Here is a 20,390-nt window from a genome sequence, read left to right on the forward strand (position 1 = left end):
CCCGGGGTCACCGGCCAGGCTGCTCGCCCTGCCCGGGGTCACCGGCCAGGCTGCCCGCCCGCCGCGGCCACCGCGATCCGCACCACCGACCCGGTTTCCAGCGCCGCCCACATCGCGCCGTCGGGGCCGAGCGCGATGCCGTGCGGCTCGGACGCGGGGTCCGGCAGGTCGTAGCCTTCGACGCGCCCGCTGGTGGTGATGCGGCCGATGCGGCCCGCGCCCCACTCGGTGAACCACAGGGCGCCGTCCGGTCCCGCGGCGATCGCGTGCGGGCGGGACGCCGGGTCCGGCAGCGGGAACTCCTCGACCGAGCCGTCCGTGGTGATGCGGCCGACCCGGCCCGCCGCGATCTCCACGAACCACAGGGCGCCGTCCGGACCGGGCGCGAGCCCGACCGGACCCGCGCCCGGCGTCGGCAGGTCGTGGAGCACGGTGTCGCCGTCCGGGTCGATACGGCCGATCGCGTTGGCCTGGTTGGCGGTGAACCACAGGGCGCCGTCCGGGCCCGTCGTGATCACCGAGGCGAAGGCGCCGCGTACCGGCAGCGGGTATTCGGTGACCGTGCCGTCCGGCGTGATGCGGCCGATGCGGTCGGCGGCGGATTCGGTGAACCAGACCGCGCCGTCCGGGCCCGCGGCGATGCCGAGGGGCCCGGCGTCCGCGGTCGGCAGGGTGAAGGACACCACCTCCGCACCGCCCCCGGCGGCGTCGCCGGGCATCAGACGGGTGACACGGTGCTCCTTGAACTCGGTGCACCACAGCGCGCCGTCCGTCCCCGTGGCGATCATCGTGGGTCCGCCGGTGGGGGTCTGCAAGGGGTAGGTGGTCACGTCTCCCGCCGTGGTCACCCGCGCGACGCACCCCTGGTGCACGAGCGTGCACCACAGCGCGCCGTCCGGCCCGGCGGTCAGCGCGTACGGGCCCGCCTCCGGACCGGCCACGACGTACTCCTGCAAGGTCACCTCTGGGCGGGACGACATGCGCTGGATCCTTTCGGCACGGTTCGGCATGGTGCGGTGCGGGGTGGTGCGGTGCGGGATGGTTCGATACAGGCGGTTCAGTGTGGTTCGGTGTGGCTCGTGCGGTCCGATACCGTTCGGTACGGCGAGGCCGGACGGTCCCCGTACGGTACCCAGGCCCCGCGGGCGACGCTCCGCCGCACCTCCGGCGGAGGACCGCACCGTCCCGCAACCATCCCGCAACCGACGCCCCGTCACCTCCGCCGTGTCAGCCGACGTTCACCTCATACGCGGACGTATCCAGCTGCGCCTTGCCCGTGAAGGCTTCCGTACCGGCTTCCACCCCGCTGAGATAGTCGGCCGGAGCCACCAGATCCCGCCGGGCGAGTGCCTGGAGGAAGTCGTTCAGGTCGAAGTCCGAGGCCGTGGTGTTGCCGACGCGGACGAAGGAGTACACGTTCCAGTCGGTCCGGCCGGCATACAGGTCCCAGGTGGCACCGGCGATCTTCACCCGCTGCTGCCGGGTGCCCAGGGGCGCGGCGCCGCCGCCCTTGGCGAGCCACACCATGACCTCGTGCTTGGGCCGGCTCCGCCAGTCCGTGTCCGGCCGGTCGTGCAGCCACAGGTCGTACGCGACGTTGTACGCGCCCGGCCTGCTCTCCTTCACCTTGTACGACCACTTCGCGCGGACCGGGGTCTTCGCGGACACCCGCACGGGCAGCCCGGTGGCGTTGGACTTCCAGCCCCAGTGCCAGCCCAGCACGCTGCTCGCGTACGACTTCACCGATTCCGGGGCGCCGGTCCAGTCGTGGTTGGTTCCCCAGCCGATGGTGTTCCCTGACTGGTACGTGGCCCAGGTGCAGGTCCAGCCGGAGCCGCTGCCCGCTCCCCAGGTGTTGTTGTTGAGCCAGTACTTGCCCATCGGCGTGGACTCGTTCGGCGCACAGCCGTCCGCCGCCCGTGCGGGCTGGGCGGCGGTGTCGAGCGCGAAGAGGGTTCCGCCGCCGAGCGTGGCGGCGGCGAGCAGCGCGACGAGGAAGCGCTTGCGGGACGAGCGGTGACGGCCAGGTGCTGCCATGGGACGGCCTCCCTTTCGGTCCGGGTTGGTGCTCCCTGGTTGCCGCCGCTCGGAAAAGGGTTGCCCGTACGGCGGCCGCGCCGCGCCGCGAGCCGTCCGCCATCCGTCGCCTTCCACCTTCCGCCCGCCGTCCGTCTACCGTCCGCCGTCCGCCGTCCGCCGTCCGCCACCAACCGACAGCCGACAGCCGACAGCCGCCGACGGGCCCCGGCAACCGCTCCGCCCACAGAAAAATCCGCGCGCCCCGGCAACCTTCTCCGGACCGGCGGCAACTGAGGGGCTGACAGAGTGTCCCCGATCAAGGAAGCCCGCCCCGTGCCCACCCTTCTCCCCCGCCCCGGTCACCGGCCCTCACCGCCGCACGCGGAAGGGCCGGCATGAGCCCGTCCACTCTCCCGATGAGCATGAACACCCCACGCAGCGCCGCCACCACCGGCCCGGTCCCCGCCACCGGTGACGCGTCGGCCGAGTTCCACGCCTTCTTCGAACGCCACCACGCGGAACTGGCCCGCCTGGCCCACCTGCTCACCGGCGAGGCGGACGCCGCCGACGACCTCGCGGCGGACGCGCTGCTCGCCCTGTGGCACCGCTGGGACCGGGTGCGCGGCGCGGACCACCCGGTGGCGTACGCCCGGGGCGTGGTCGCCAACATGGCCCGCGGCCGGATCCGCAGCACCGTGCGCGAGCGGCGCCGGATCGCCCTGTTCTGGTCCCAGCGCTCCGAGCGCGCGGACGGCCCCGACGTGGCCGCGGTCGTGGACGTACGCCAGGCGCTGGAACGGCTGCCGTTCCGCAAGCGCGCGTGCGTCGTGCTGCGGCACGCCTTCGACCTGTCGGAACGGGACACCGCCCTGGCCCTGGGTGTCTCCGTCGGTACGGTGAAGAGCCAGACCTCCCGGGGCATGGCGGAACTACAGCGGTACCTGGGTACGGGTGCCGCGGACGACCTCTCCGGGAGGGGGAAGTGATGGCGGAAGAGAACCTGCGCGAGCGGTTGCGCGAGGCGGCGCGGGCGCACGAACCGGACCGCGCACGGATGCTGGCGCGGGTGGAGCGCGGCATGGCGGACTCCGCCGACACCGGTACGGAACGACGGCGCCGCCCGGCGCGGGCCCGCCCGTGGTCACGGACCGCCCTCGCGGCCGCCGCGGCGGTGGGGGCCCTTGTGGCCGGTGGTTACGCGGTGACGACCGCCGTACGGGGCCCGGAGCCGCCGGAGAAGGTGACCGTCCGTCCGCTGCCCCCGGCCGGACCCGGCGAACAGCAGCGCCCGGCCTCGCCCTCCGCACCGGCCGGCCCGGACGGCGGCGCGCCGCGTACCGAGGACGGCCCGCTGTGGTCGGACGGCCTCGTGGACCCGCACAGCAACGCCTACTGGGCGCAGAGCAACGTCACGGTCCAGACGAAGCGCCCGCTGACCGCGCTCACCGTGGAACTGCGGATCGCCCAGACCGGCGGCGTGCACGACACGGGGAACTGGAGCACGCTGCCCCCCGCCGACTTCACGGTGTCCGTGGGCGAGCGCGACGGCGTACTCGTCTACCGGTGGACCCTCAAAGCGGGGCGGACGGTGCCTGCCGGGCGGCATGTCTTCGCGGGCCAGTACAACCACGCGCAGGGCGGGCGCGACGCCAAGGACGACGCGTACACGGCGACGGCGGAGGGGCCGGGTGGCCCCTGGTGCGTACGAGGGGCCTTTTGACAGGCGGGGGGCTTTCCGGCGGGTAGGGGGCTTCTGATGGGCCGGAGGCCTTTTGGCAGACCGCGAGAGGCCTTTGGGCAGGCCGCCGAAGGCCTTTGGGCAGGCCAGAAGCCTTTTGGCGGGCCAGAAGTGTTGCGTCACGCAGATGGCCTTCTGGCGGACCGCCCCGGAGCCTAGCCGAAGCCGGAGCCGAGGCGGGGCCGGACCAGAGCCGAGCCGGGGCCGGAGCCGGACCGGAGCCGAGCCGCGTCACTTCTTCGCGCGGCTCGGCTGTACCCGCTTCGGTTCACCCTTCATCTTCGGGTGCTCCGGCGGGTACGGGAGGTCCTTCAGCCCGTGTTCGCGCTCGTCGCGGTCGGCGAGTTCGAGCGCGGCCTCCAGGCGGCACGGGTGGGCGTCCATACCGGCGTGCAGGTCGCCCAGCTCGGCGAAGCGGGCCGGCATGGTCGCCAGGTCGAAGTCCTCCGGTACGGCGTCGGGCAGTTCCGCCCAGCGCAGCGGCGCGGACACCGGCGCGTGCGGGAAGGGCCGTACGGAATAGGCGCTGGCGATGGTGCGGTCCCGGGCCGTCTGGTTGTAGTCCACGAAGATCCGGGCGCCGCGCTCCTCCTTCCACCAGGAGGTGGTGATCCGCTCCGGGTCGCGCCGTTCCAGCTCCCGGGCCACCGCGATGGCCGAGCGGCGGACCTGGGTGAAGGTCCACTCGGGCGCGATGGGCACGAAGACGTGCAGGCCGCGGCCGCCGGAGGTCTTGGGCCAACCGGTGAGGCCGAGGCCGTCGAGGACGTCGCGCAGGGCGAGGGCGGCCCGTACCGCGTCCGCGTAGTCCGTGCCCGGCTGTGGGTCGAGGTCGATGCGCAGCTCGTCCGGGTGCTCGGTGCGGTCCCGGCGCACCGGCCAGGGGTGGAAGGTCAGACAGCCCAGGTTGGCCGCCCACAGGACGGCGGCGGGCTCGGTGGGGCAGATCTCGTCGGCGTACCGGCCGCTGGGGAAGGCGATCCGGCCGGTGGGGATCCAGTCGGGGAGGTTCTTCGGCGCCCGCTTCTGAAAAAACGATTCGCCTTCCACTCCGTCGGGGTAGCGCTCCAAAGTGGTGGGCCGGTTCTCCAGGGCGCGCAGGATGCCGTCGCCGACACTCAGGTAGTAGCGGACGACATCGGCCTTGGTGAAGCCGCGCCGCGGGAAATAGACCTTGTCCGGGTGCGACACCCGGACCGTCCGCCCGCCCGCGCTCAGCTCCAGCGACTCTGCCATGCACCCACGCTAGGCCGTACGGGCAGGCCCCGCCCGTCGGCGGGCGCGGTGCCGCCGTCCGCTCCCACCGGTCACCGCACAATCGCCCCCATGGACCTTCCCGTGATGCCCCCGGTGGAGCCGATGCTGGCGAAGGCCGCCCCGGACATTCCGCCCGGCATACAGTACGAGGCCAAGTGGGACGGCTTCCGGGCCATCGTCTTCCGCGACGGGGACGAGGTCGAGCTGGGCAGCCGGTCGGGCAAGCCGCTCACCCGGTACTTCCCCGAGCTGGTCGAGGCCCTGCGCACGGAGATCCCGGCGCGCTGCGTGCTGGACGGGGAGATCGTCATCGCCCGGGAAGGGCGCCTGGACTTCGACGCCCTGCTGGAGCGCATCCACCCGGCCGACTCCCGGGTGCGCCACCTGGCCGAGGTGACCCCGGCCTCCTTCGTAGCGTTCGACCTGCTGGCCCTGGGCGACGCGTCGCTGATGTCCACGGCGCAGCGGGACCGCCGCGAGGCCCTGACGACGGCGCTGCGCGACGTCGCCGCCCCGGTCTTCACCGCGCCGGTCACCCACGACCTGGACGTGGCCCGCGAGTGGTTCGAGCAGTTCGAGGGCGCCGGGCTGGACGGCGTCGTGGCGAAGCCGACCGGCATGCCGTACCGGCCGGGCCGGCGGGTCATGGTCAAGACGAAGCACGAGCGGACCGCCGACTGCGTGGTGGCGGGCCTGCGCCCGCACAAGAGCGGCCCGGTCGTCGGGTCCCTGCTGCTGGGCCTGTACGACGCGAACGGCCGCCTCCAGCACGTCGGTGTCTGCTCGTCCTTCCCCATGCGCCGGCGCGAGGAGCTGATGGAGGAGCTGGCGCCGCTGCGGATGGAGTCCGTCGCGGGCCACCCGTGGGAGGAGTGGACCAGCGAGGAGGCGCAGGCGGCGGGCCGGCTGCCCGGCGGCCCCAGCAGGTGGACCGGGAAGAAGGACCTCTCCTGGATTCCCCTGCGCCCGGAGCGCGTACTGGAGGTCGCCTACGACCACATGCAGGGCGACCGCTTCCGCCACACCGCCCAGTTCCGCCGCTGGCGCCCCGACCGCGAACCGGAACAGTGCACGTACGCACAGCTGGAGGAGCCGGTGCGGTACGACTTGTCGGAGGTGCTGGGGGCCTGATCGCGGCTCACCGCTGTGCCGCCGAACGCTGTACCGCTGTACCGCCGAACGCTATGCCGCTTTGCCGCACTACGGCCGCCATCAACCAAGTCAGAACTTGGCCGTCTTCTCCGGTCAGAACACTTTCTCCTTCGCCGGTCAGGACGCGGCCGACTTCTCCAAGCTGCCCACCAGCCCGTCCGCCAGCCGCCCGTACGCCGTACGGCACCGCTCGTCCTCCTGGCCGTCGGCCACCTCCCGATTGGCCTCGGCGAGCGCGTAGGCGTGGACGTACGCGCCCGGATACGCCTCGGCATAGGCCCGCGCGTCCTCGTTCGCGTACGCCGCCGCCACCGCCCGGGAATTCGCCAGGGCGTGGGCGTCGGCGAACGACCGTGCATGGGCACCGGTGTTGAGCTCCTCGTAATACGCGGCGAACTCCTCGGCCTTTCCCTCGCTCTTCTCCCCGGCCCTCTCCTCGGCCCTCTCCTCTCCGTAATCATTGACCGCCGCATAAGCACGGGCATTGGCCGCCGCCGTGGCGAAGGCGTCGGCAAAGGCATAAGCGAGCCGGTAAACCTCCCGCAACGCCGGTTCCAGTGCCGCGGCCCACTCGCTTTCCGTGCCCGGCTCCCCCGCCAAGGCCCGCTCGTGCAAGTCGCGTACGGTTTCCAGCTCCGCGCCCGTACCGCCGCGCCGCACGCTCGCCGCCACCAGCATGGGCAGCACCGTCCGCGAGTGCCAGTCGTGCACCACGCCGAACGGAATCCGCCCTTCCAGGCGCTGGACCTCCCCGTACACCCGGCGCGCCCAGTCCGTCGCGGCCTCGACGGGCTGCCCGTCGAACAGTGCCGCGACCACCGGCATGAACCACGCCGGCGCGTTCCCCGCGCCACCGTCCGGCGCGCCGCCCCCGTCCGTCCCGGGCCCCCCGGCTTCCAACTGCGCGAGAAAACACGTAAACGCCTCGGTGGCGACCGGGGACGAGCTCATCAGCCTCTCCTCTTACGTTCGCGGGAGGGCTTTACCGTATCCCGGCGTACGGTCGGCACCCATTTCGCAGGACCGTCACAACCCCGCTACAAACACCGGCGGCCACCGGCGGACACGGTCGGCCCAATTCCCGGCCGTGCAATGCTGAGAGACGTCGGCAGTTCGTGGTACGGACGGGAGAGTACGGAAGCGTGGGGGCAGTGATACGACGGGGCCTGACCGGTGTGTGGGACCGCTTCGCGGCATCCGACCCGGGACTGCTGCGGCTGATGGCGGGACTGCGGACGGTGGCGGCCATCGCGCTCACCCTGATCGTCCTCGCCGTCCTCGGCACCGACGTCACCCACCTGGTCGCGGGCGCCATGACGGCGATGGTCGCCACCTTCGCGATCAAGGAGAAGCAGGTGCGCGGCCAGGCCGTCACCCTGGCGCTCGGCCTGCCCGTGGCGCTCGCCGCGGTCTCCCTCGGCGCGCTGCTGCACAGCCAGGTCATCGCGGGCGACGTCTTCTTCGTGGCCCTCATCTTCGGCGCCGTCTACTGCCGCCGGTTCGGCGACCGCGGCACCGCCCTGGGCCTGATCGGCTTCCAGACCTACTTCGTCTCCCTGTTCGTCGGCGTCACCGCGTCCGCCCTGCCCCTCCTGGCCCTGACCCTGGCCATCGCCTTCGCGTGCAGCGCCGTCGTCCGCTTCACCGTCGTACCGGAGACGCCCCAGCGCATCCTGCAATGGCTGCGCGGCGCCTTCCGGGCCCGGGTCGCCCAGCTGGTGGCCACCCACATCGAACTGCTCGACGCCCGCCCCGACCAGCTGGACAAGGTCCTGGACGACCTGCGGCGGCACACCGCCCGGCTGCACGAGTCGGCCCTGATGATCCAGGGCCGCCTGGAGGACGGCACCCGCGACCCGGCCACCGCCTCGCTGCTCCAGCGCCGTATCGCCGACGCCGAGATCGCCACCGAGCGACTGGGCGTCCTGCTCCTCAACGCGCGCACCGCCGAACGCGCCGACACCCTCACCCTGCACCTGCCCCAGGCGCCGCTGCCCACCGCGAAGAACGAGATGCCGGCCGAGGACGCCGCCACCGTCACCCTGCGCCGCGACCTCAACGCCCTGCACCTCCTCGTGTCCCGCGGGGCGTCCGACCACTCCGGCACGGCCGTCGCCCACGTACGCAACCGGCTGCTCGGCTACCGCGACGAGGACAATCTGCCGCGCGCCTCGATCGCCGTCCAGGACGTCTTCCGCGGCATCGGCGAGGCCGCCCGCTCCGTCCTGGGCCTGCGGCTCGCGCTCGACGGCCCCCAGGACGAGTCCGACGACACCCCCGCCACGACCCGGTCCCGCGAGGAGTTCGACGCCGAGGACGTCGCGCTGGCCGGCGCCGAGAAGCCCGAGGAGGACGACCGCACCGGCCTGCGACGACCCACCACCCGGGCCGCCTTCCAGATCGCGGTGGGCTCCACGCTCGCCATCGTCGGCGGCGAGTTCCTCTCCGCCCAGCGCTGGTACTGGGCCGTGCTGACCTGCTGGGTCGTCTTCCTCAACACCGCCTCCACCGGCGAGATCATCATCAAGGGCTACCGCCGCCTGGTCGGTACGGTCCTCGGCGTCGTCGCCGGTGTCGCGCTCGCGGGCCTGGTCGGCAACCACACCTGGACGGCGTTCGCGCTGATCCTCCTCTTCGTCTTCGCCATGTTCTTCACGGCGCCGCTCTCCTACGCCCTGATGTCCTTCTTCGTCACGGCGATGCTCGGCCTGCTCTACACCCTCCTGAACACCTACAGCCTCGACGTCCTGATCCTGCGCATCGAGGAAACCGCCCTGGGCGCCGCCTGCGGCATCATCGCCGCCGTCCTCGTCCTGCCGGTACACACCGACCGCCGCACCGACGACCTCCTCGGCACGGTCCTGACCAAACTCGACGAGGTCGTCGCCGCCTCCGTCGACCAGCTCAGCGGCGGCCCCGCCACCGACCTGCTGGGCCTCTCCCGCGACCTGGACACCGCCCTGGACGACCTCCGCGCCTCCACCCACCCCCTGACCCACCCGATCAGCCCGCTCCGCGTCCGCCGCCAGACCGTCCGCTACCTCGTCGCCCTCCTCGAAACCAGCGCCTACCACGCCCGCTCCCTCGCGGCCACCGCCGAACTCCTCCCCTACAGCAAGACCATCGCCGCCGACCCCCGCCTCCAACGCGTGGGCCGGCGCATAGCCCACAACATCGAAACCATCACGGCGCACGTACGGGGCGAGAAGACGGACGCGAAGGTGACCTCCGGCGCCACCATCATTTCCCTCCTGGAATCGGACGGCTCCGGCGCACCGCACCCGAGCACGGTCACCTATCGCGTGCTTCGGCATTTGCAGCGGCTGGACGAGGGGGTCTCGGGGTTGGCCCGGCCGTTGGGGGTGCCGGTGGAGGGGCGGTCCGAGGGAAGGCAGAAGGCCGGGCGGAAGTAGCGGCAGCCGTCGGAGTGCCGCCTGCCGCAGGCAGCGGCCACGGCCAACAAGGCGGCCTGGGGCGAGCTCGATGTCGTCTACGCCGCGTCAGCGGCCCCCGCCGCGTCCGAGAGCCGAAGCAGCCGGGCCAGTTCCTTCCGCCCGCGTCCGATCAGGTCGAGCACCATGGCCGGGTCCGAGTCGAGTGGCAGCGGGATATCGGTGAGGACATCCGTCAGGGTGTACCGGCCGTGCAGCCACTGCTGCAACGCGCGCCAGTCGGTGCCCCGGTCGAGGGGCAGGTCATCCGACCATGGCGAGGCCTCGTACCGGGTGCCGTCGGTGCCGTTCGCGTGGAGCAGCCCGGAGCGGCGCACCAGGCACGGGAAGCAAACGCCGCAGTTCGCGAGGGGTGGGCCGCCGCTGCGGCGGGCGGGCGGCCTGCCGCAGCTCAGAGTGGATTCCAGGTCGGCCGGGGCAAGGCCCGCGGCGCGGCCGGTCATGCACACCTCGCCTTTGGTCAACCGCGCCAGGGGATTGACCACCTGCACCGCGCTGTCGGCGTCGCCCACGGCGGCTGTCAGGGCGTTCAGGCGGTCCAGCGTCCACGGGTGCACGGAACGGGTGGAGCAGGCGGCCGAACGTGCGGGCGTCAAGGGTGGGTTGATGGCGAGCTGGCCGTTCTCGGGGATGTGGACGGTGTCCACTCCGTGCGCGGCCGCGGCGCGGATCGCACCCGCCGCGTAGAGCAGACCGCGGGTGCGGGAGGAGGTCTCCAGCCGCAGGCCGGAGCCGTCGCCCGTCGGAGTCTGACTCATTGGCAGCAGCATCACCGGCCGTGGCCCGTCCAGTCGCTCCACGGCCTCGTACACCCGCTGTTGGAGACGCAGCAGGCCGATCTCGCGGAACATCACGAGCAGCAGCGGACGGGGATCATCGGCGCGCGAGCGAGTGGCGGCCCAGCCGAGGGAATCCAGTCCGCCGGAGAACAGCGCGACTTCCGATGCCCGCGGGTAGCCGGGAAAGGGCATCGCTTCCTGGACCTGGTAACCGGTGAGAGGGCGGAAATCCACGTTCCAGAGGTCCCCGGTGAGGATCTGGAGCAGTGCGGTGAGGTGGGTACGGACCGTTGCGCTGTGCCACCGTTCGTGTTCCGTGACGGGCACGCCGAGGCTGATGCGGCGGGTCCAGCGGTCCCGGACGCCGGTCCTGCGGACGTACTTGTCGGCGATGAACGCGGCTCTGGCGACGCGGAACAGGTCCTCGGCCCAGTCGGGGACCGGGCCGGGCAGGCGATGCCGGCCGGTGATACGGCGTTCCTTCTCCTGGAAGGCTTCCTCGCCGATCTCCCTCCAGTGGTCACCGCGAGGCCGGTCCCCGCGGTGACCACGCCACCACAGGAAAGCGTCGTGACCGGTCATGCCGCGGCCTCCGGCTCTCCGGTGATCCCGCCGGTGATCAGGCCGAGTACCTTGCCGACCGCCTTCGGCACCAGCGACTCGGCGCCCCCGGGCAAAACGGCCGACGGTTCCCGCGCGGTGTCCGCGGCCTGCGCGAGGTCCGTCGCTCCGGCGTACTCCTCGCAGGGATTCGGCACCAGGCCTACGACGGCCTCCGCGACCCAGTCGGCGATTCTGCCTTCCGGATCGGTCGCGACAAGCACCGGCACGGCCGATGTGACGTGCTCGGCGACAACGGACCGGAGGAATTCCCCCACCATGTCGGCGAAGAACCACTGGTAGAGATCGCACAGGATGTCCCAGGCGAAGCCGCCATCCGCGACGCCCGCGTCCATGGCGTCGCCCCATTCGGGATGCGTGTCCCGGGTATCGCGGACCGCCGCGGCCACCCCTCTGCGCACCGCGGCGTCGGCGAGCGTGCCACCGTCTCCGCCCACCTCCCGTACGAGACGTGCGACGAGCGCGTCCATCGACTCCGCGCCCTCGACGGCCAGCGAGCCCAAGGCACCGGCGAGCCGTTCACCGGCCGCACGAGCCGTGTCGTACAACCCGAAGACCGATCGGTCGGCACGAAGCGTCTCGTGCAGCACACGCAAATAGTCCGCGGCGATCTCTTCCAACTGCTGGTCCGCGTTCTGCGAGTCCGCTCGCCAGCGCGCCAGCCGCCTCGCAGCGGAGCTCCACCGCTCGCCGTTCGGTCCCTTCCATCGCGTGGATGTCCCCACAGCGCCCCCTACCCGGTGGTGTCGCAATCCGGTCTTTCAGCCATGGCATCAGACCGGACGCCCCCCAGGTAGGGCGGGACTCGGCCAGGGCGGCATCCACGGCTCCGGCGGCCGAGCAGCCAGGAATGTCACCTTCTGCGACATGTGCGGCACACGCACCTGGGACTGTGCGGTATGCAGCGCCGGGTCAAGGACGTCGCGCAGGTCCCGGCGCAGGCCAACTCAGAGGACGGCGGAATCGGCCCTTGCGGGTCACCGTCCCGTCCTACCCATCAGCCGAGGAAGCTGAGGCGCACCTGCCGCTCCGGGTTGTCCCGGTTCGTATCCACGAAACACACCGACTGCCACGTCCCCAGCGCCAGCCGCCCGTCGATGACAGGAAGCGTGGCGTGGGGCGGGACGAAGGCCGGGAGGACGTGGTCGCGGCCGTGGCCGGGGCTGCCGTGTTGGTGGCGCCAGCGGTTGTCGGCGGGAAGGAGGTCGGCGAGGGCGGTGAGGAGGTCGTCGTCGCTGCCTGCGCCGGTTTCGATGATGGCGATGCCGGCGGTGGCGTGCGGGACGAAGACGTTCAGAAGGCCGTCGGCGCCGTGCGCGACGTCGCGGAGGAAGGCGGCGCAGTCGCCGGTGATGTCGGCGACCGCTTCCTGGGTGCCGGTCGTGAGGTCCAGGGTCCGGGTCTTGAATGCGTTGCTCATGAGTCCATTTTCGTACGGGTGGGGCGTGGATGCGGGCAGCCGGGTGTTCGCGGCGGGAGCAATGTCGGCGTAACAAAGGTCCAGCCAGTGAGACGATGTTTGACCGGCTTTCAGGTGCGCCGCTACGTTCGGCGACATGTCTACGTCAGCCCGGCTCACCACGCGCGGTCACATCGACCTGCTGCGGGTGGCGTCCGCCGCGTGTCGGCGCGGTTGCTGCGGCTGAGGTCATCGCGTCGCTGACGTCTGCGGGACTCGTTCAGCGGCGATATGCGCCTCTTGCATTTCTTTTCCCTCCCTTTTTTCCGTGCCGGATGTACGGCGCGTTCACGGCGCGTTTTCCTTTTCCGTCCTCCGGGTTCCTCGTGCTGCCTCGCGGCGTGCGCCGATTCCGGGACAGACGTACGGCGGAAGGGGGCGCGCATCTTCTGATCTGGAGCTTTCATGACTGTTGTGCAGGCCGCGCCTGTCCATGCGCCGCCCGACGCGCCGCCGCCGCGCACGAGGCAGCCCGACCTCGTTCCCGTCGTCCCCCTGTCGGTCCGGCGCCGGACCGTGCCCCGGTGGCTCCGGCGCACCGTGGTGCCCGTGCTGTTGCTCGGGTTGTGGCAGGTGCTCAGCGCGAGCGGGGCGCTGCCGGGGGACATTCTGGCCTCGCCGGGGACCATCGCCCGTACGGCGTGGACGCTGATGTCCGACGGGACGTTGCCGTCGGCGATGCTCGTGTCCCTGCAACGGGTCGCCGTCGGGCTGGCGGCGGGGGTGGTCGCCGGGGTGGCGCTCGCGCTCGTGTCCGGGCTGTCGCGGCTTGGGGAGGACCTTGTCGATCCCGTGGTGCAGATGTTGCGGTCTGTGCCGTGGGTGGGCGTTATTCCGCTGTTCATTATTTGGCTGGGGATCGGTGAGGCGCCGAAGGTCGCGTTGATCGCGCTGGGGGTGGCCTTTCACCTGTACCTGAATGTGTACGCCGGGATTCGTGGTGTGGATGCGCAACTGGTGGAGGCCGGCACCTCGCTGGGCCTCGGGCGCTGGGGGCTGATCCGGCACGTCGTACTGCCCGGCGCGCTGCCGGGCGCCATGACCGGGCTGCGCTATTCCCTCGCCACCGCCTGGCTGGCGCTCGTTTTCGGTGAGCAGGTGAATGCCGATGACGGGCTCGGGTTCCTGATGAACCAGGCCCGGGAGTTCTTCCGTACCGATGTGATCGTGGTGTGCCTCGTGGTGTACGCGGTCCTCGGGCTGCTCGCCGATTTCATCGTCCGCACTCTGGAAAGGCTGCTGTTGCAATGGCGACCGACGTTCACCGGACAGTAGAAGAGGTGGGGAAAGAGGGGCGGTTCGGGGTGGGCGAAGTAGCCGACGGAGGTGCTGCTGTACGGGTTCGGGGGCTGCGGCGGGCCTTCGGTGGGCGGGCCGTCATCGATGGGCTGCGGTTGGATGTGGCACCCGGTGAGTTCGTGGCGCTACTGGGGCGGAGCGGGTGCGGCAAGTCCACGCTGTTGCGGGTGCTCGCCGGGCTGGACCGGGAGATCGAGGGGCAGGTGCTCGTACCGGAACGGAAAGCTGTCGCCTTCCAGGCTCCCCGGCTGATGCCGTGGAAGCGGGTCTGGCGGAATGTACTCCTCGGGCTGCCGGGCAGGACCGAACGCATCGTGGCCGAGCGGGCGTTGGAGGAAGTGGGGCTGGGGCATCGGGCGGACGCGTGGCCCAAGACGTTGTCCGGCGGTGAGGCTCAGCGCGCTTCGCTGGCCCGTGCACTCGTACGCGAACCCGATCTGCTGTTGCTGGACGAGCCGTTCGGCGCGCTGGACGCGCTGACGCGCATCAAGGCGCAGCGGCTGGTGGCCGAACTGTGGCGGGAGCGCGGCTGCGCGGTGCTGCTCGTCACGCATGACGTGGAGGAGGCCTTGTTGCTGGCCGATCGGGTGCTGGTGATGGAGGACGGCGTGATCGCGTACGAGGAGGAGGTCGGTCTGCCGCGTCCACGTGCCGTCGACGACCCGCTGTTCGCCTCCCTGCGCGCACGGTTGCTGGACCGCTTGGGGGTGGAGGCGGATGAGGAAGAAGGCGATGAGGGGAAAGGCAGTGAGGTGGAAGGCGACAAGGCAGGGGCGGGGGCGGACGCGGCGGCGGTGGCCGTTGCTTGACGACGGTTGCCGTTGCTGTAGACGCGGCCCGTACAGGCCCGCGTGCGCTCGTACGCCTTGATCACCATCCATGACCAACCGGAAACGGACCACCCCATGCAAGCAGCACCATCCCCACCTACTCCACCCCGCGCCTCTCCCCTCCTCTCCCTCCTCATCCTCCCCCTCCTCCTGCTCACCGCCACCGCCTGCGGCGGAGCCTCCCGGGCGGACGGGAGCCACGGTGGCACCCGCGGCGGCACCGACGGGAAGGGACCGGTGACGCTGAACGTCGGTGACCAGAAGGGCGGTTCGGAGTCGATCCTTCGGGCGGCCGGGGAGCTGGACGACCTGCCGTACCGCATCCAGTGGTCGACTTTCACCTCCGGGCCGCCGCTGTTGGAGGCGGTCAACGCCGGGGCGGTCGACGTGGGCGGGGTCGGCAACACGCCGCCGGTCTTCGCCGCCGCTGCGCACTCGAAGATCAAGGTGGTGGCGGCTACGCACGGTTCCTCCGCGGGGGAAGCGGTCCTAGTGAAGAAGGACTCGCCGATCAGGCGGACCGCTGAGCTGAAGGGGAAGTCGATCGCGGTGGCGCAGGGCAGCTCCGCGCACTACCAGCTCATCGCCTCTCTCCGGAAGGCCGGGCTGTCGCCGCAGGAGGTGACGCTCAACCACCTTCAGCCGGCCGATGCGCTGGCGGCTTTCACCCGCGGGCGGGTGGACGCCTGGGCCGTGTGGGACCCGTACACCTCGCAGGCTCTCGACCAGAGTGACGCGCGGGTGCTGACCACCGGGGAGGGTGTCGTCAACGGGCTCAGCTTCCAGGTCGCCGCGCCCGCCGCGCTGGCCGACGGGAAGAAGTCGGCCGCGCTCAAGGACTACGTGGACCGGCTCCGCAGGGCGCAGGACTGGGTGCACCGGCATCCGGACGCCTGGGCGAAGGCGTGGGCCAAGGAGACCGGGCTGCCGCGGGACGTGGCGCTGGCCGCGGTAAAACGTACGCGGGGTACGGCGGTGACGGTCGCCCTGGACCGGCCGGCCGTCGCCTCCGAGCAACGGATCGCCGACACCTTCGCCGAACTGAAGCTGGTCCCGGGCCGCTTCGACTTCTCGTCCTTCGTCGACACCCGGTTCAACGCCGGCCTGCCGCCCTCGGGCACGGCGCCGCGCACCTACCCGTACAGCTCTCAAGGAAAGGCCGGCTGAACACCGTGACCGTGCATCTTCATTGGTTCCTGCCGACCGGCGGCGACGGGCGCACGCTCGTCGACCGGCACGCGTACACCGACGGCGGGGTACGGCGTGAGCGGATCACCCCGGTCAGCGGGGTGCGGGCGCCCGACATCGACTATCTGGCGCAGATCGCCAAGGCGGCCGAGCAGCTGGGTTTCGAGGCGGTCCTCACCCCGACGGGCACGTGGTGCGAGGACGCCTGGCTGACGACGGCGGCGCTGACCCAGGTCACCGACCGGCTGAAGTTCCTGGTCGCCTTCCGGCCCGGGGTGATCTCGCCGGTACTGGCCGCGCAGATGGCCGCGACGTACCAGCGGATCTCGGGCGGCCGGCTGCTGCTGAACGTGGTGACCGGCGGCGACTCCACCGAGCAGCGGCGGTTCGGCGACCGGCTGGACCACGACCGGCGCTATGCCCGCACGGACGAGTTCTTGCAGGTCGTACGGGGTGTGTGGGGTGGCTCGCCGTTCGACTTCCACGGGGAGCACTACCAGGTGGAGGGCGGGCTGACCGCGCTGCCGCCGGACCCGCTCCCGGAGATCTTCTTCGGTGGCTCGTCGGCGGCGGCCGGGCCGGTCGCCGCCCGCAACGTGGATGTGTACCTCACCTGGGGCGAGCCGCCCGAGCAGGTGAAACAGAAGATCGACTGGATCGCGGGGCTGGCCGCCCGAGAGGGCCGCACGGTCCGCTTCGGCATCCGGCTGCACACCATCTCGCGCGACTCGGCGAAGGAGGCGTGGGCCACGGCGGACCGGCTGCTGGACGACCTGGACCCGGACACCGTGGCCGCCGCGCAGCAGGCGTTGGGCCGGAGCGAGTCGGTGGGCCAGCAGCGGATGCTCGCGCTGCACGGCGGCTCACGCGACAGCCTGGAGATCGCGCCGAACCTCTGGGCCGGGGTCGGTCTCGTACGCGGCGGTGCGGGGACGGCGCTGGTCGGCAGCCACACGGAGGTGGCCGATCGCATCGAGGAGTACCACGCGCTCGGCATCGAGCACTTCGTGCTGTCGGGCTATCCGCATCTGGAGGAGGCGTACTGGTTCGGGGAAGGCGTACGGCCCGAGCTGGCCGCCCGGGGTCTGCTGCCCGCCGCTCCCCCTCCGTGGTCCGGCATCCCGGCGGCCAACGGTCGTCCGGCCTCCGCGCCGGGCGGGGCGCCTTTGCTGACCGCCGGGGGCCGCTGAGCGGGACCGCGGTACGGGCAGGAGGACCGCGGTAGGGGCAGGAGGACCGCGGTAGGGGCAGGGGGCCGCGGTAGGGGCAGGGGCCCCGGCAGGGATAGGGGTGCCTCGGTACGGGCAGGGGACCGCGATAGGGCAGGAAGATTCCGGCCCGTACCGCGGTTGGTAGAAGCATGAACTACACCGGGGTGCGGGAAGCCGAGGTCGTGGTGGTCGGTGCCGGGCAGGCGGGCCTGGCCGCCGCTTTCCACCTGCGGCGGGTGGGGTACGAGCCGGACCGGGACTTCGTCGTACTGGACCACGCGCCGCGGCCCGGCGGCGCGTGGCAGTTCCGCTGGCCCACCCTGACGTACGGCAAGGTCCACGGCATGCACGCGCTGCCCGGCATGGAGCTGACCGGCGCGGACCCGGACCGCCCGTCCGCCGAGGTGATCGGCGCGTACTTCGACACGTACGAGGAGACCTTCGGACTCCGGGTGCACCGCCCGGTGGACGTCCGGGCGGTGCGCGACGGCCCGGGCGGGCGGCTGCTGGTCGAGTCCTCGGAGGGTACGTACGCGACCCGGGCCCTGATCAACGCGACCGGCACCTGGGACCGCCCCTTCTGGCCGCGCTTTCCCGGCCAGGGCGACTTCCGCGGACGGCAGCTGCACAGCGCGCAGTACCGGGGGCCGCGGGACTTCGCGGGGCAGCGCGTGATCGTCGTGGGCGGTGGCACATCGGCCGTCCAGCAGCTGCTGGAGATCGCGGAGGTCGCCGCCGCGACGACCTGGGTGACCCGCCGCCCGCCGGTCTTCCGCGAGGGCCCGTTCGACGAGCAGCAGGGCCGCGCGGCCGTCGCACGGGTCGAGGAGCGGGTCCGGCGGGGGCTGCCGCCGCAGAGCGTGGTGTCGGTCACCGGACTGCCGATGACGGAGGCGATGCGGCGGGCGCGCGAACGGGGTGTGCTGGAGCGGCTGCCGCTGTTCGACCGGCTCACCCGGACCGGCGCGGCCTGGGCCGACGGCCGTACCGCCGAGGCGGACACGGTCCTGTACGCCACCGGCTTCCGCGCCGCCATCGACCACCTGGCCCCGCTCAAGCTGCGCGAGCCCGGCGGCGGCATCCGTATGGAGGGCACCCGCGCGGTACGGGACCACCGCGTCCATCTCGTCGGCTACGGTCCCTCCGCCAGCACCATCGGCGCCAACCGCGCGGGACGCGCGGCGGTGCGGGACATTCGGCGGTTGCTCGGGGAGGACGCGGGCGAAACGGCGGGGGCGAGGCCAGGGACAGAGGCAAGGGCAGGGGCGGGAGCAAGGGCTGTGACGGCCAGGACTGCGGAGGCGTTCCAGCCCGTTCCGGGCTGAGGAGTCCCGCCACGGGTGTACGGATGCGGGCCCGCGCCGGTCGGGCGTGGGCCCGCCGTACCGCCACGGGGTACGCGTGCGGACCCCCACCAGCCGGACGTGGGCCCGCCGTTCAGCGGCCGTCGGCAGTGCCGCCCCCGGTCACTGCGACACGTCGAGCGTCTGCTGAGCCGGGCGCTGAGTGTGCGACGGCTGCGGTGCGCGCACCTCCATCGAGCCGACGCCCTCGAAGAGCTGGTCGCCCGACTTGACCGGCGCGGCTCCGAAGGCGCTCTTGAAGGACGCGGCGCCCTGGTCCGTCAAGGTGAACACGATACGGCCGGAGTTGACCTTGCCGGAGGCGAGCCGGATCTGTTCCCGGTCCAGTTTGAACGCCAGGAACGCCGTCCTGGCCGGGCGGGCGCCCCGGACGTCCCCGGAGACCCGGCCCGTGGCGAGGTCGGCCTTCAGGTGGTTGACCCGCAGGTGGCGGGCGCCGCGCGTGAAGTCGAAGCCGCCGTCGAAGTACATCTCGCCCCGGGTGAGGGCGCGGTTGACGGCACCGCCGGTGATCGGCGTGGTGACGCACGGCCGCTCATGGGTGCCGGTCGGCCGGGCCGGGCGGATGGCGGTGAGCCGTACGTGTGCCGTGGCCAGGGCGCGGGTGGCGCCGGGCGTCAGGCAGAAGTTTCCGGTGCCCTTGCCCAGCCGGGTCAGCTCCTCCTGGGGCGCGGGCACCGGGCGCGGGCCGTCCGGGGCTCCGGCCAGCGCGAGCCCACCGCCCACCGGCCCGGTGAGGGCGAGCGCGGTCACACAGGCCGTGGTCAACAGGCGGCGCGGTGCGGACATGGAAGCGTCTCCTTCGCGTGCGGCTGCGGTCGGCCGCGGCGGACCGGCAGCGTTGCTGTGTTTGCTACAGGTATTGACGCCCCGGCCCCGGTGGTGACGGCCGCGCCCGCTAATCACCCGTTCGCCCGATGTCTCACGGGTACGTTCCGGGCCTACCTTCCGGGCGTCTCCCGGACGTCTCCCCGGGTGTCTCCCGGATGCCTCCCGCTGCGTCGGCTCAGGCCGATGGCCCGGGCAGCGCAGAAGGCGCGCGCCGCGGCCCCGCACCCTAGCAACCGCCTTTGGCCACAGCCGTTCTTTGTCGCTTTGGTGCCAACAATGCGGAGGCGGCCCGGCCCGGCATTAGCGTCCCTTTCCCATCCCCGGAGAAGGAGGGCGCGGTGCGCGACGTCGGACGGCGGCGTTCGGTGACCGGCGGTGTACGGTCGCGGTTCTCGGTGGGTACGGGTCTGGTCGTCGCCGGGCTTTCCCTGACGGCCGTGGCCATTCTGCTGCCGGTGCAGTTGTTCGCGAGCAGCGGCAGCGTGGCGGGGAGTTCCGCGCCTGCCGCGCAGGACGACGGGCTGGGGGTGTGGAACACGCCGTCGGGCCCTTTGTCACCGCTCGACCGGGAATTCGTCAGAAAGGTCCGGCAGGCCGGACTGTGGGAACTGCCCGCGGGCCGGCAGGCGCTGCGACGCGGCACACGGCAGGCCGTCAAGCACGCGGGCCGGCATTTGATGGAGGGGCACACCGATCTCAACCGGCGCGCCGCCGACACGGCCCGCGCCCTGGACATCACGCTCCCGGGACAGCCGACGCCCGAGCAGCAGGGCTGGCTCGCCCAGCTCGACGCGGCCGAAGGGGACACGCATGAGCGGCTGTTCACGAATCTGGCCCGCCGGGCGCACGGCACAGTGTTTTCCCTGGTCGCACAAGTGCGGGCGAACACCCGGAATGCCATGATCCGGGATTTGGCCACCCGCGCCAATTCCGTCGTGCTCGATCACATTACGGCCTTGGAACAGACCGGACTGGTCGACTTCGAAGCAATTGCCGCAGGACAAGCGCCCGGTGGGCCCGGCTCGGCCACGGTCGCGCCGCCTGTACGGCCGTCGGCCGGCCCTGCGTACAGCACCGGCGACCAGCGATGAGCCACCGTTTTCCGGTTCCCGTGAAACGGCCGCGTCGGGCGTACGTATTACCGCGAGACCGCGTTGCCGCGAAGAGGCACGGCCACAGGACCATCCCGC

Annotated in this window: 19 protein-coding genes; 11 read left to right on the forward strand and 8 right to left on the reverse strand. The window is 72.0% G+C overall.

Annotated features, from left to right (window positions below; all coding sequences use genetic code 11):
• Nucleotides 1–38: 38 nt before the first annotated feature.
• Together CP973_RS24520 and CP973_RS24525 are read right to left on the reverse strand one after the other, a co-directional pair.
• Nucleotides 39–980 carry a Vgb family protein gene (locus CP973_RS24520; RefSeq protein WP_150245209.1) on the reverse strand — a complete coding sequence of 314 codons (942 nt, stop codon included), beginning with the start codon at nucleotides 978–980 and terminating at the stop codon, nucleotides 39–41.
• Between the two features lie 247 nt (nucleotides 981–1,227).
• A complete protein-coding gene (locus CP973_RS24525) occupies nucleotides 1,228–2,037 on the reverse strand; it encodes a GH12 family glycosyl hydrolase domain-containing protein (RefSeq protein WP_150245211.1) in 810 nt (269 codons plus the stop codon).
• Nucleotides 2,038–2,441: 404 nt separating this feature from the next.
• Between CP973_RS24525 and CP973_RS24530 the strand changes: the two genes are divergently transcribed.
• Nucleotides 2,442–3,005: a SigE family RNA polymerase sigma factor gene (locus CP973_RS24530; protein WP_150250184.1), complete on the forward strand. Its 564-nt coding sequence runs from the start codon at nucleotides 2,442–2,444 to the stop codon at nucleotides 3,003–3,005.
• On the forward strand, nucleotides 3,005–3,739 hold the full coding sequence (locus CP973_RS24535; protein ID WP_150245214.1) for a hypothetical protein: 735 nt from the start codon (nucleotides 3,005–3,007) through the stop codon (nucleotides 3,737–3,739). The genes CP973_RS24530 and CP973_RS24535 overlap by 1 nt, the downstream gene beginning before the upstream one ends.
• Before the next feature lie 249 nt (nucleotides 3,740–3,988).
• On the opposite strand, the gene ligD is transcribed toward CP973_RS24535, so the two are convergent.
• Nucleotides 3,989–4,993 carry a non-homologous end-joining DNA ligase gene (gene ligD, locus CP973_RS24540; RefSeq protein ID WP_150245217.1) on the reverse strand — a complete coding sequence of 335 codons (1,005 nt, stop codon included), beginning with the start codon at nucleotides 4,991–4,993 and terminating at the stop codon, nucleotides 3,989–3,991.
• Between the two features lie 90 nt (nucleotides 4,994–5,083).
• On the opposite strand from ligD, the gene CP973_RS24545 reads away from it, so the two are divergent.
• Nucleotides 5,084–6,145, forward strand: a complete 1,062-nt coding sequence (locus CP973_RS24545; RefSeq protein ID WP_150245220.1) for an ATP-dependent DNA ligase — start codon at nucleotides 5,084–5,086, stop codon at nucleotides 6,143–6,145.
• Nucleotides 6,146–6,283: 138 nt separating this feature from the next.
• Here the strand turns inward: CP973_RS24545 and CP973_RS24550 are convergent, their stop codons facing one another.
• Nucleotides 6,284–7,117 (reverse strand): SpcZ, encoded by an 834-nt coding sequence (locus CP973_RS24550; protein ID WP_150245223.1) that lies wholly within the window; start codon nucleotides 7,115–7,117, stop codon nucleotides 6,284–6,286.
• A gap of 269 nt (nucleotides 7,118–7,386) precedes the next feature.
• On the opposite strand from CP973_RS24550, the gene CP973_RS24555 reads away from it, so the two are divergent.
• Nucleotides 7,387–9,579 carry an FUSC family protein gene (locus CP973_RS24555; RefSeq protein WP_244410263.1) on the forward strand — a complete coding sequence of 731 codons (2,193 nt, stop codon included), beginning with the start codon at nucleotides 7,387–7,389 and terminating at the stop codon, nucleotides 9,577–9,579.
• Nucleotides 9,580–9,656: 77 nt separating this feature from the next.
• On the opposite strand, the gene CP973_RS24560 is transcribed toward CP973_RS24555, so the two are convergent.
• From CP973_RS24560 to CP973_RS24570, 3 genes are all read right to left on the reverse strand, one after another.
• Complete coding sequence (locus CP973_RS24560) at nucleotides 9,657–10,979, reverse strand: 7-cyano-7-deazaguanine synthase (RefSeq protein WP_150245230.1); 1,323 nt, start codon at nucleotides 10,977–10,979, stop codon at nucleotides 9,657–9,659.
• On the reverse strand, nucleotides 10,976–11,743 hold the full coding sequence (locus CP973_RS24565; RefSeq protein WP_150245233.1) for a hypothetical protein: 768 nt from the start codon (nucleotides 11,741–11,743) through the stop codon (nucleotides 10,976–10,978). Before CP973_RS24565 ends, CP973_RS24560 begins: the two co-directional genes overlap by 4 nt.
• 272 nt (nucleotides 11,744–12,015) lie before the next feature.
• Nucleotides 12,016–12,438 (reverse strand): secondary thiamine-phosphate synthase enzyme YjbQ, encoded by a 423-nt coding sequence (locus tag CP973_RS24570; RefSeq protein ID WP_150245236.1) that lies wholly within the window; start codon nucleotides 12,436–12,438, stop codon nucleotides 12,016–12,018.
• 136 nt (nucleotides 12,439–12,574) lie between these two features.
• On the opposite strand from CP973_RS24570, the gene CP973_RS41670 reads away from it, so the two are divergent.
• From CP973_RS41670 to CP973_RS24595, 6 genes are all read left to right on the forward strand, one after another.
• Nucleotides 12,575–12,664, forward strand: a complete 90-nt coding sequence (locus CP973_RS41670; protein WP_341874857.1) for a putative leader peptide — start codon at nucleotides 12,575–12,577, stop codon at nucleotides 12,662–12,664.
• A 218-nt stretch (nucleotides 12,665–12,882) separates the two neighbouring features.
• Nucleotides 12,883–13,752: an ABC transporter permease gene (locus tag CP973_RS24575; RefSeq protein WP_208853291.1), complete on the forward strand. Its 870-nt coding sequence runs from the start codon at nucleotides 12,883–12,885 to the stop codon at nucleotides 13,750–13,752.
• Entirely contained in the window at nucleotides 13,725–14,585 is an 861-nt protein-coding gene (locus tag CP973_RS24580; protein WP_244409981.1) for an ABC transporter ATP-binding protein, read from the forward strand. The genes CP973_RS24575 and CP973_RS24580 overlap by 28 nt, the downstream gene beginning before the upstream one ends.
• 96 nt (nucleotides 14,586–14,681) lie before the next feature.
• Complete coding sequence (locus CP973_RS24585; RefSeq protein ID WP_150245239.1) at nucleotides 14,682–15,773, forward strand: ABC transporter substrate-binding protein; 1,092 nt, start codon at nucleotides 14,682–14,684, stop codon at nucleotides 15,771–15,773.
• A gap of 5 nt (nucleotides 15,774–15,778) precedes the next feature.
• Nucleotides 15,779–16,984, forward strand: a complete 1,206-nt coding sequence (locus CP973_RS24590; RefSeq protein WP_150245241.1) for an LLM class flavin-dependent oxidoreductase — start codon at nucleotides 15,779–15,781, stop codon at nucleotides 16,982–16,984.
• Nucleotides 16,985–17,154: 170 nt separating this feature from the next.
• Nucleotides 17,155–18,330 carry an NAD(P)-binding domain-containing protein gene (locus tag CP973_RS24595; protein ID WP_244409982.1) on the forward strand — a complete coding sequence of 392 codons (1,176 nt, stop codon included), beginning with the start codon at nucleotides 17,155–17,157 and terminating at the stop codon, nucleotides 18,328–18,330.
• A 141-nt stretch (nucleotides 18,331–18,471) separates the two neighbouring features.
• Here CP973_RS24595 and CP973_RS24600 read toward each other — a convergent pair whose 3' ends face one another.
• A complete protein-coding gene (locus tag CP973_RS24600) occupies nucleotides 18,472–19,158 on the reverse strand; it encodes a hypothetical protein (protein WP_150245244.1) in 687 nt (228 codons plus the stop codon).
• 380 nt (nucleotides 19,159–19,538) lie between these two features.
• Between CP973_RS24600 and CP973_RS24605 the strand changes: the two genes are divergently transcribed.
• Nucleotides 19,539–20,291: a DUF4142 domain-containing protein gene (locus CP973_RS24605; protein ID WP_244409983.1), complete on the forward strand. Its 753-nt coding sequence runs from the start codon at nucleotides 19,539–19,541 to the stop codon at nucleotides 20,289–20,291.
• Nucleotides 20,292–20,390: the final 99 nt, after the last annotated feature.

The sequence above is a fragment of the Streptomyces albofaciens JCM 4342 genome, from assembly GCF_008634025.1.
GTDB lineage: Bacteria > Actinomycetota > Actinomycetes > Streptomycetales > Streptomycetaceae > Streptomyces > Streptomyces albofaciens.

Coding starts and splice junctions, on each gene's coding strand:
- CP973_RS24595 (WP_244409982.1), top strand. CDS start 17,155: ATGAACTACACCGGGGTGCGGGAAGCCGAGGTCGTGGTGGTCGGTGCC.
- CP973_RS24600 (WP_150245244.1), bottom strand. CDS start 19,158: ATGTCCGCACCGCGCCGCCTGTTGACCACGGCCTGTGTGACCGCGCTC.
- CP973_RS24535 (WP_150245214.1), top strand. CDS start 3,005: ATGGCGGAAGAGAACCTGCGCGAGCGGTTGCGCGAGGCGGCGCGGGCG.
- CP973_RS24525 (WP_150245211.1), bottom strand. CDS start 2,037: ATGGCAGCACCTGGCCGTCACCGCTCGTCCCGCAAGCGCTTCCTCGTC.
- CP973_RS24550 (WP_150245223.1), bottom strand. CDS start 7,117: ATGAGCTCGTCCCCGGTCGCCACCGAGGCGTTTACGTGTTTTCTCGCG.
- CP973_RS24555 (WP_244410263.1), top strand. CDS start 7,387: ATGGCGGGACTGCGGACGGTGGCGGCCATCGCGCTCACCCTGATCGTC.
- CP973_RS24520 (WP_150245209.1), bottom strand. CDS start 980: ATGTCGTCCCGCCCAGAGGTGACCTTGCAGGAGTACGTCGTGGCCGGT.
- CP973_RS24545 (WP_150245220.1), top strand. CDS start 5,084: ATGGACCTTCCCGTGATGCCCCCGGTGGAGCCGATGCTGGCGAAGGCC.
- CP973_RS24580 (WP_244409981.1), top strand. CDS start 13,725: ATGGCGACCGACGTTCACCGGACAGTAGAAGAGGTGGGGAAAGAGGGG.
- CP973_RS24570 (WP_150245236.1), bottom strand. CDS start 12,438: ATGAGCAACGCATTCAAGACCCGGACCCTGGACCTCACGACCGGCACC.
- ligD (WP_150245217.1), bottom strand. CDS start 4,993: ATGGCAGAGTCGCTGGAGCTGAGCGCGGGCGGGCGGACGGTCCGGGTG.
- CP973_RS24560 (WP_150245230.1), bottom strand. CDS start 10,979: ATGACCGGTCACGACGCTTTCCTGTGGTGGCGTGGTCACCGCGGGGAC.
- CP973_RS41670 (WP_341874857.1), top strand. CDS start 12,575: ATGTCTACGTCAGCCCGGCTCACCACGCGCGGTCACATCGACCTGCTG.
- CP973_RS24585 (WP_150245239.1), top strand. CDS start 14,682: ATGCAAGCAGCACCATCCCCACCTACTCCACCCCGCGCCTCTCCCCTC.
- CP973_RS24530 (WP_150250184.1), top strand. CDS start 2,442: ATGAACACCCCACGCAGCGCCGCCACCACCGGCCCGGTCCCCGCCACC.
- CP973_RS24575 (WP_208853291.1), top strand. CDS start 12,883: ATGACTGTTGTGCAGGCCGCGCCTGTCCATGCGCCGCCCGACGCGCCG.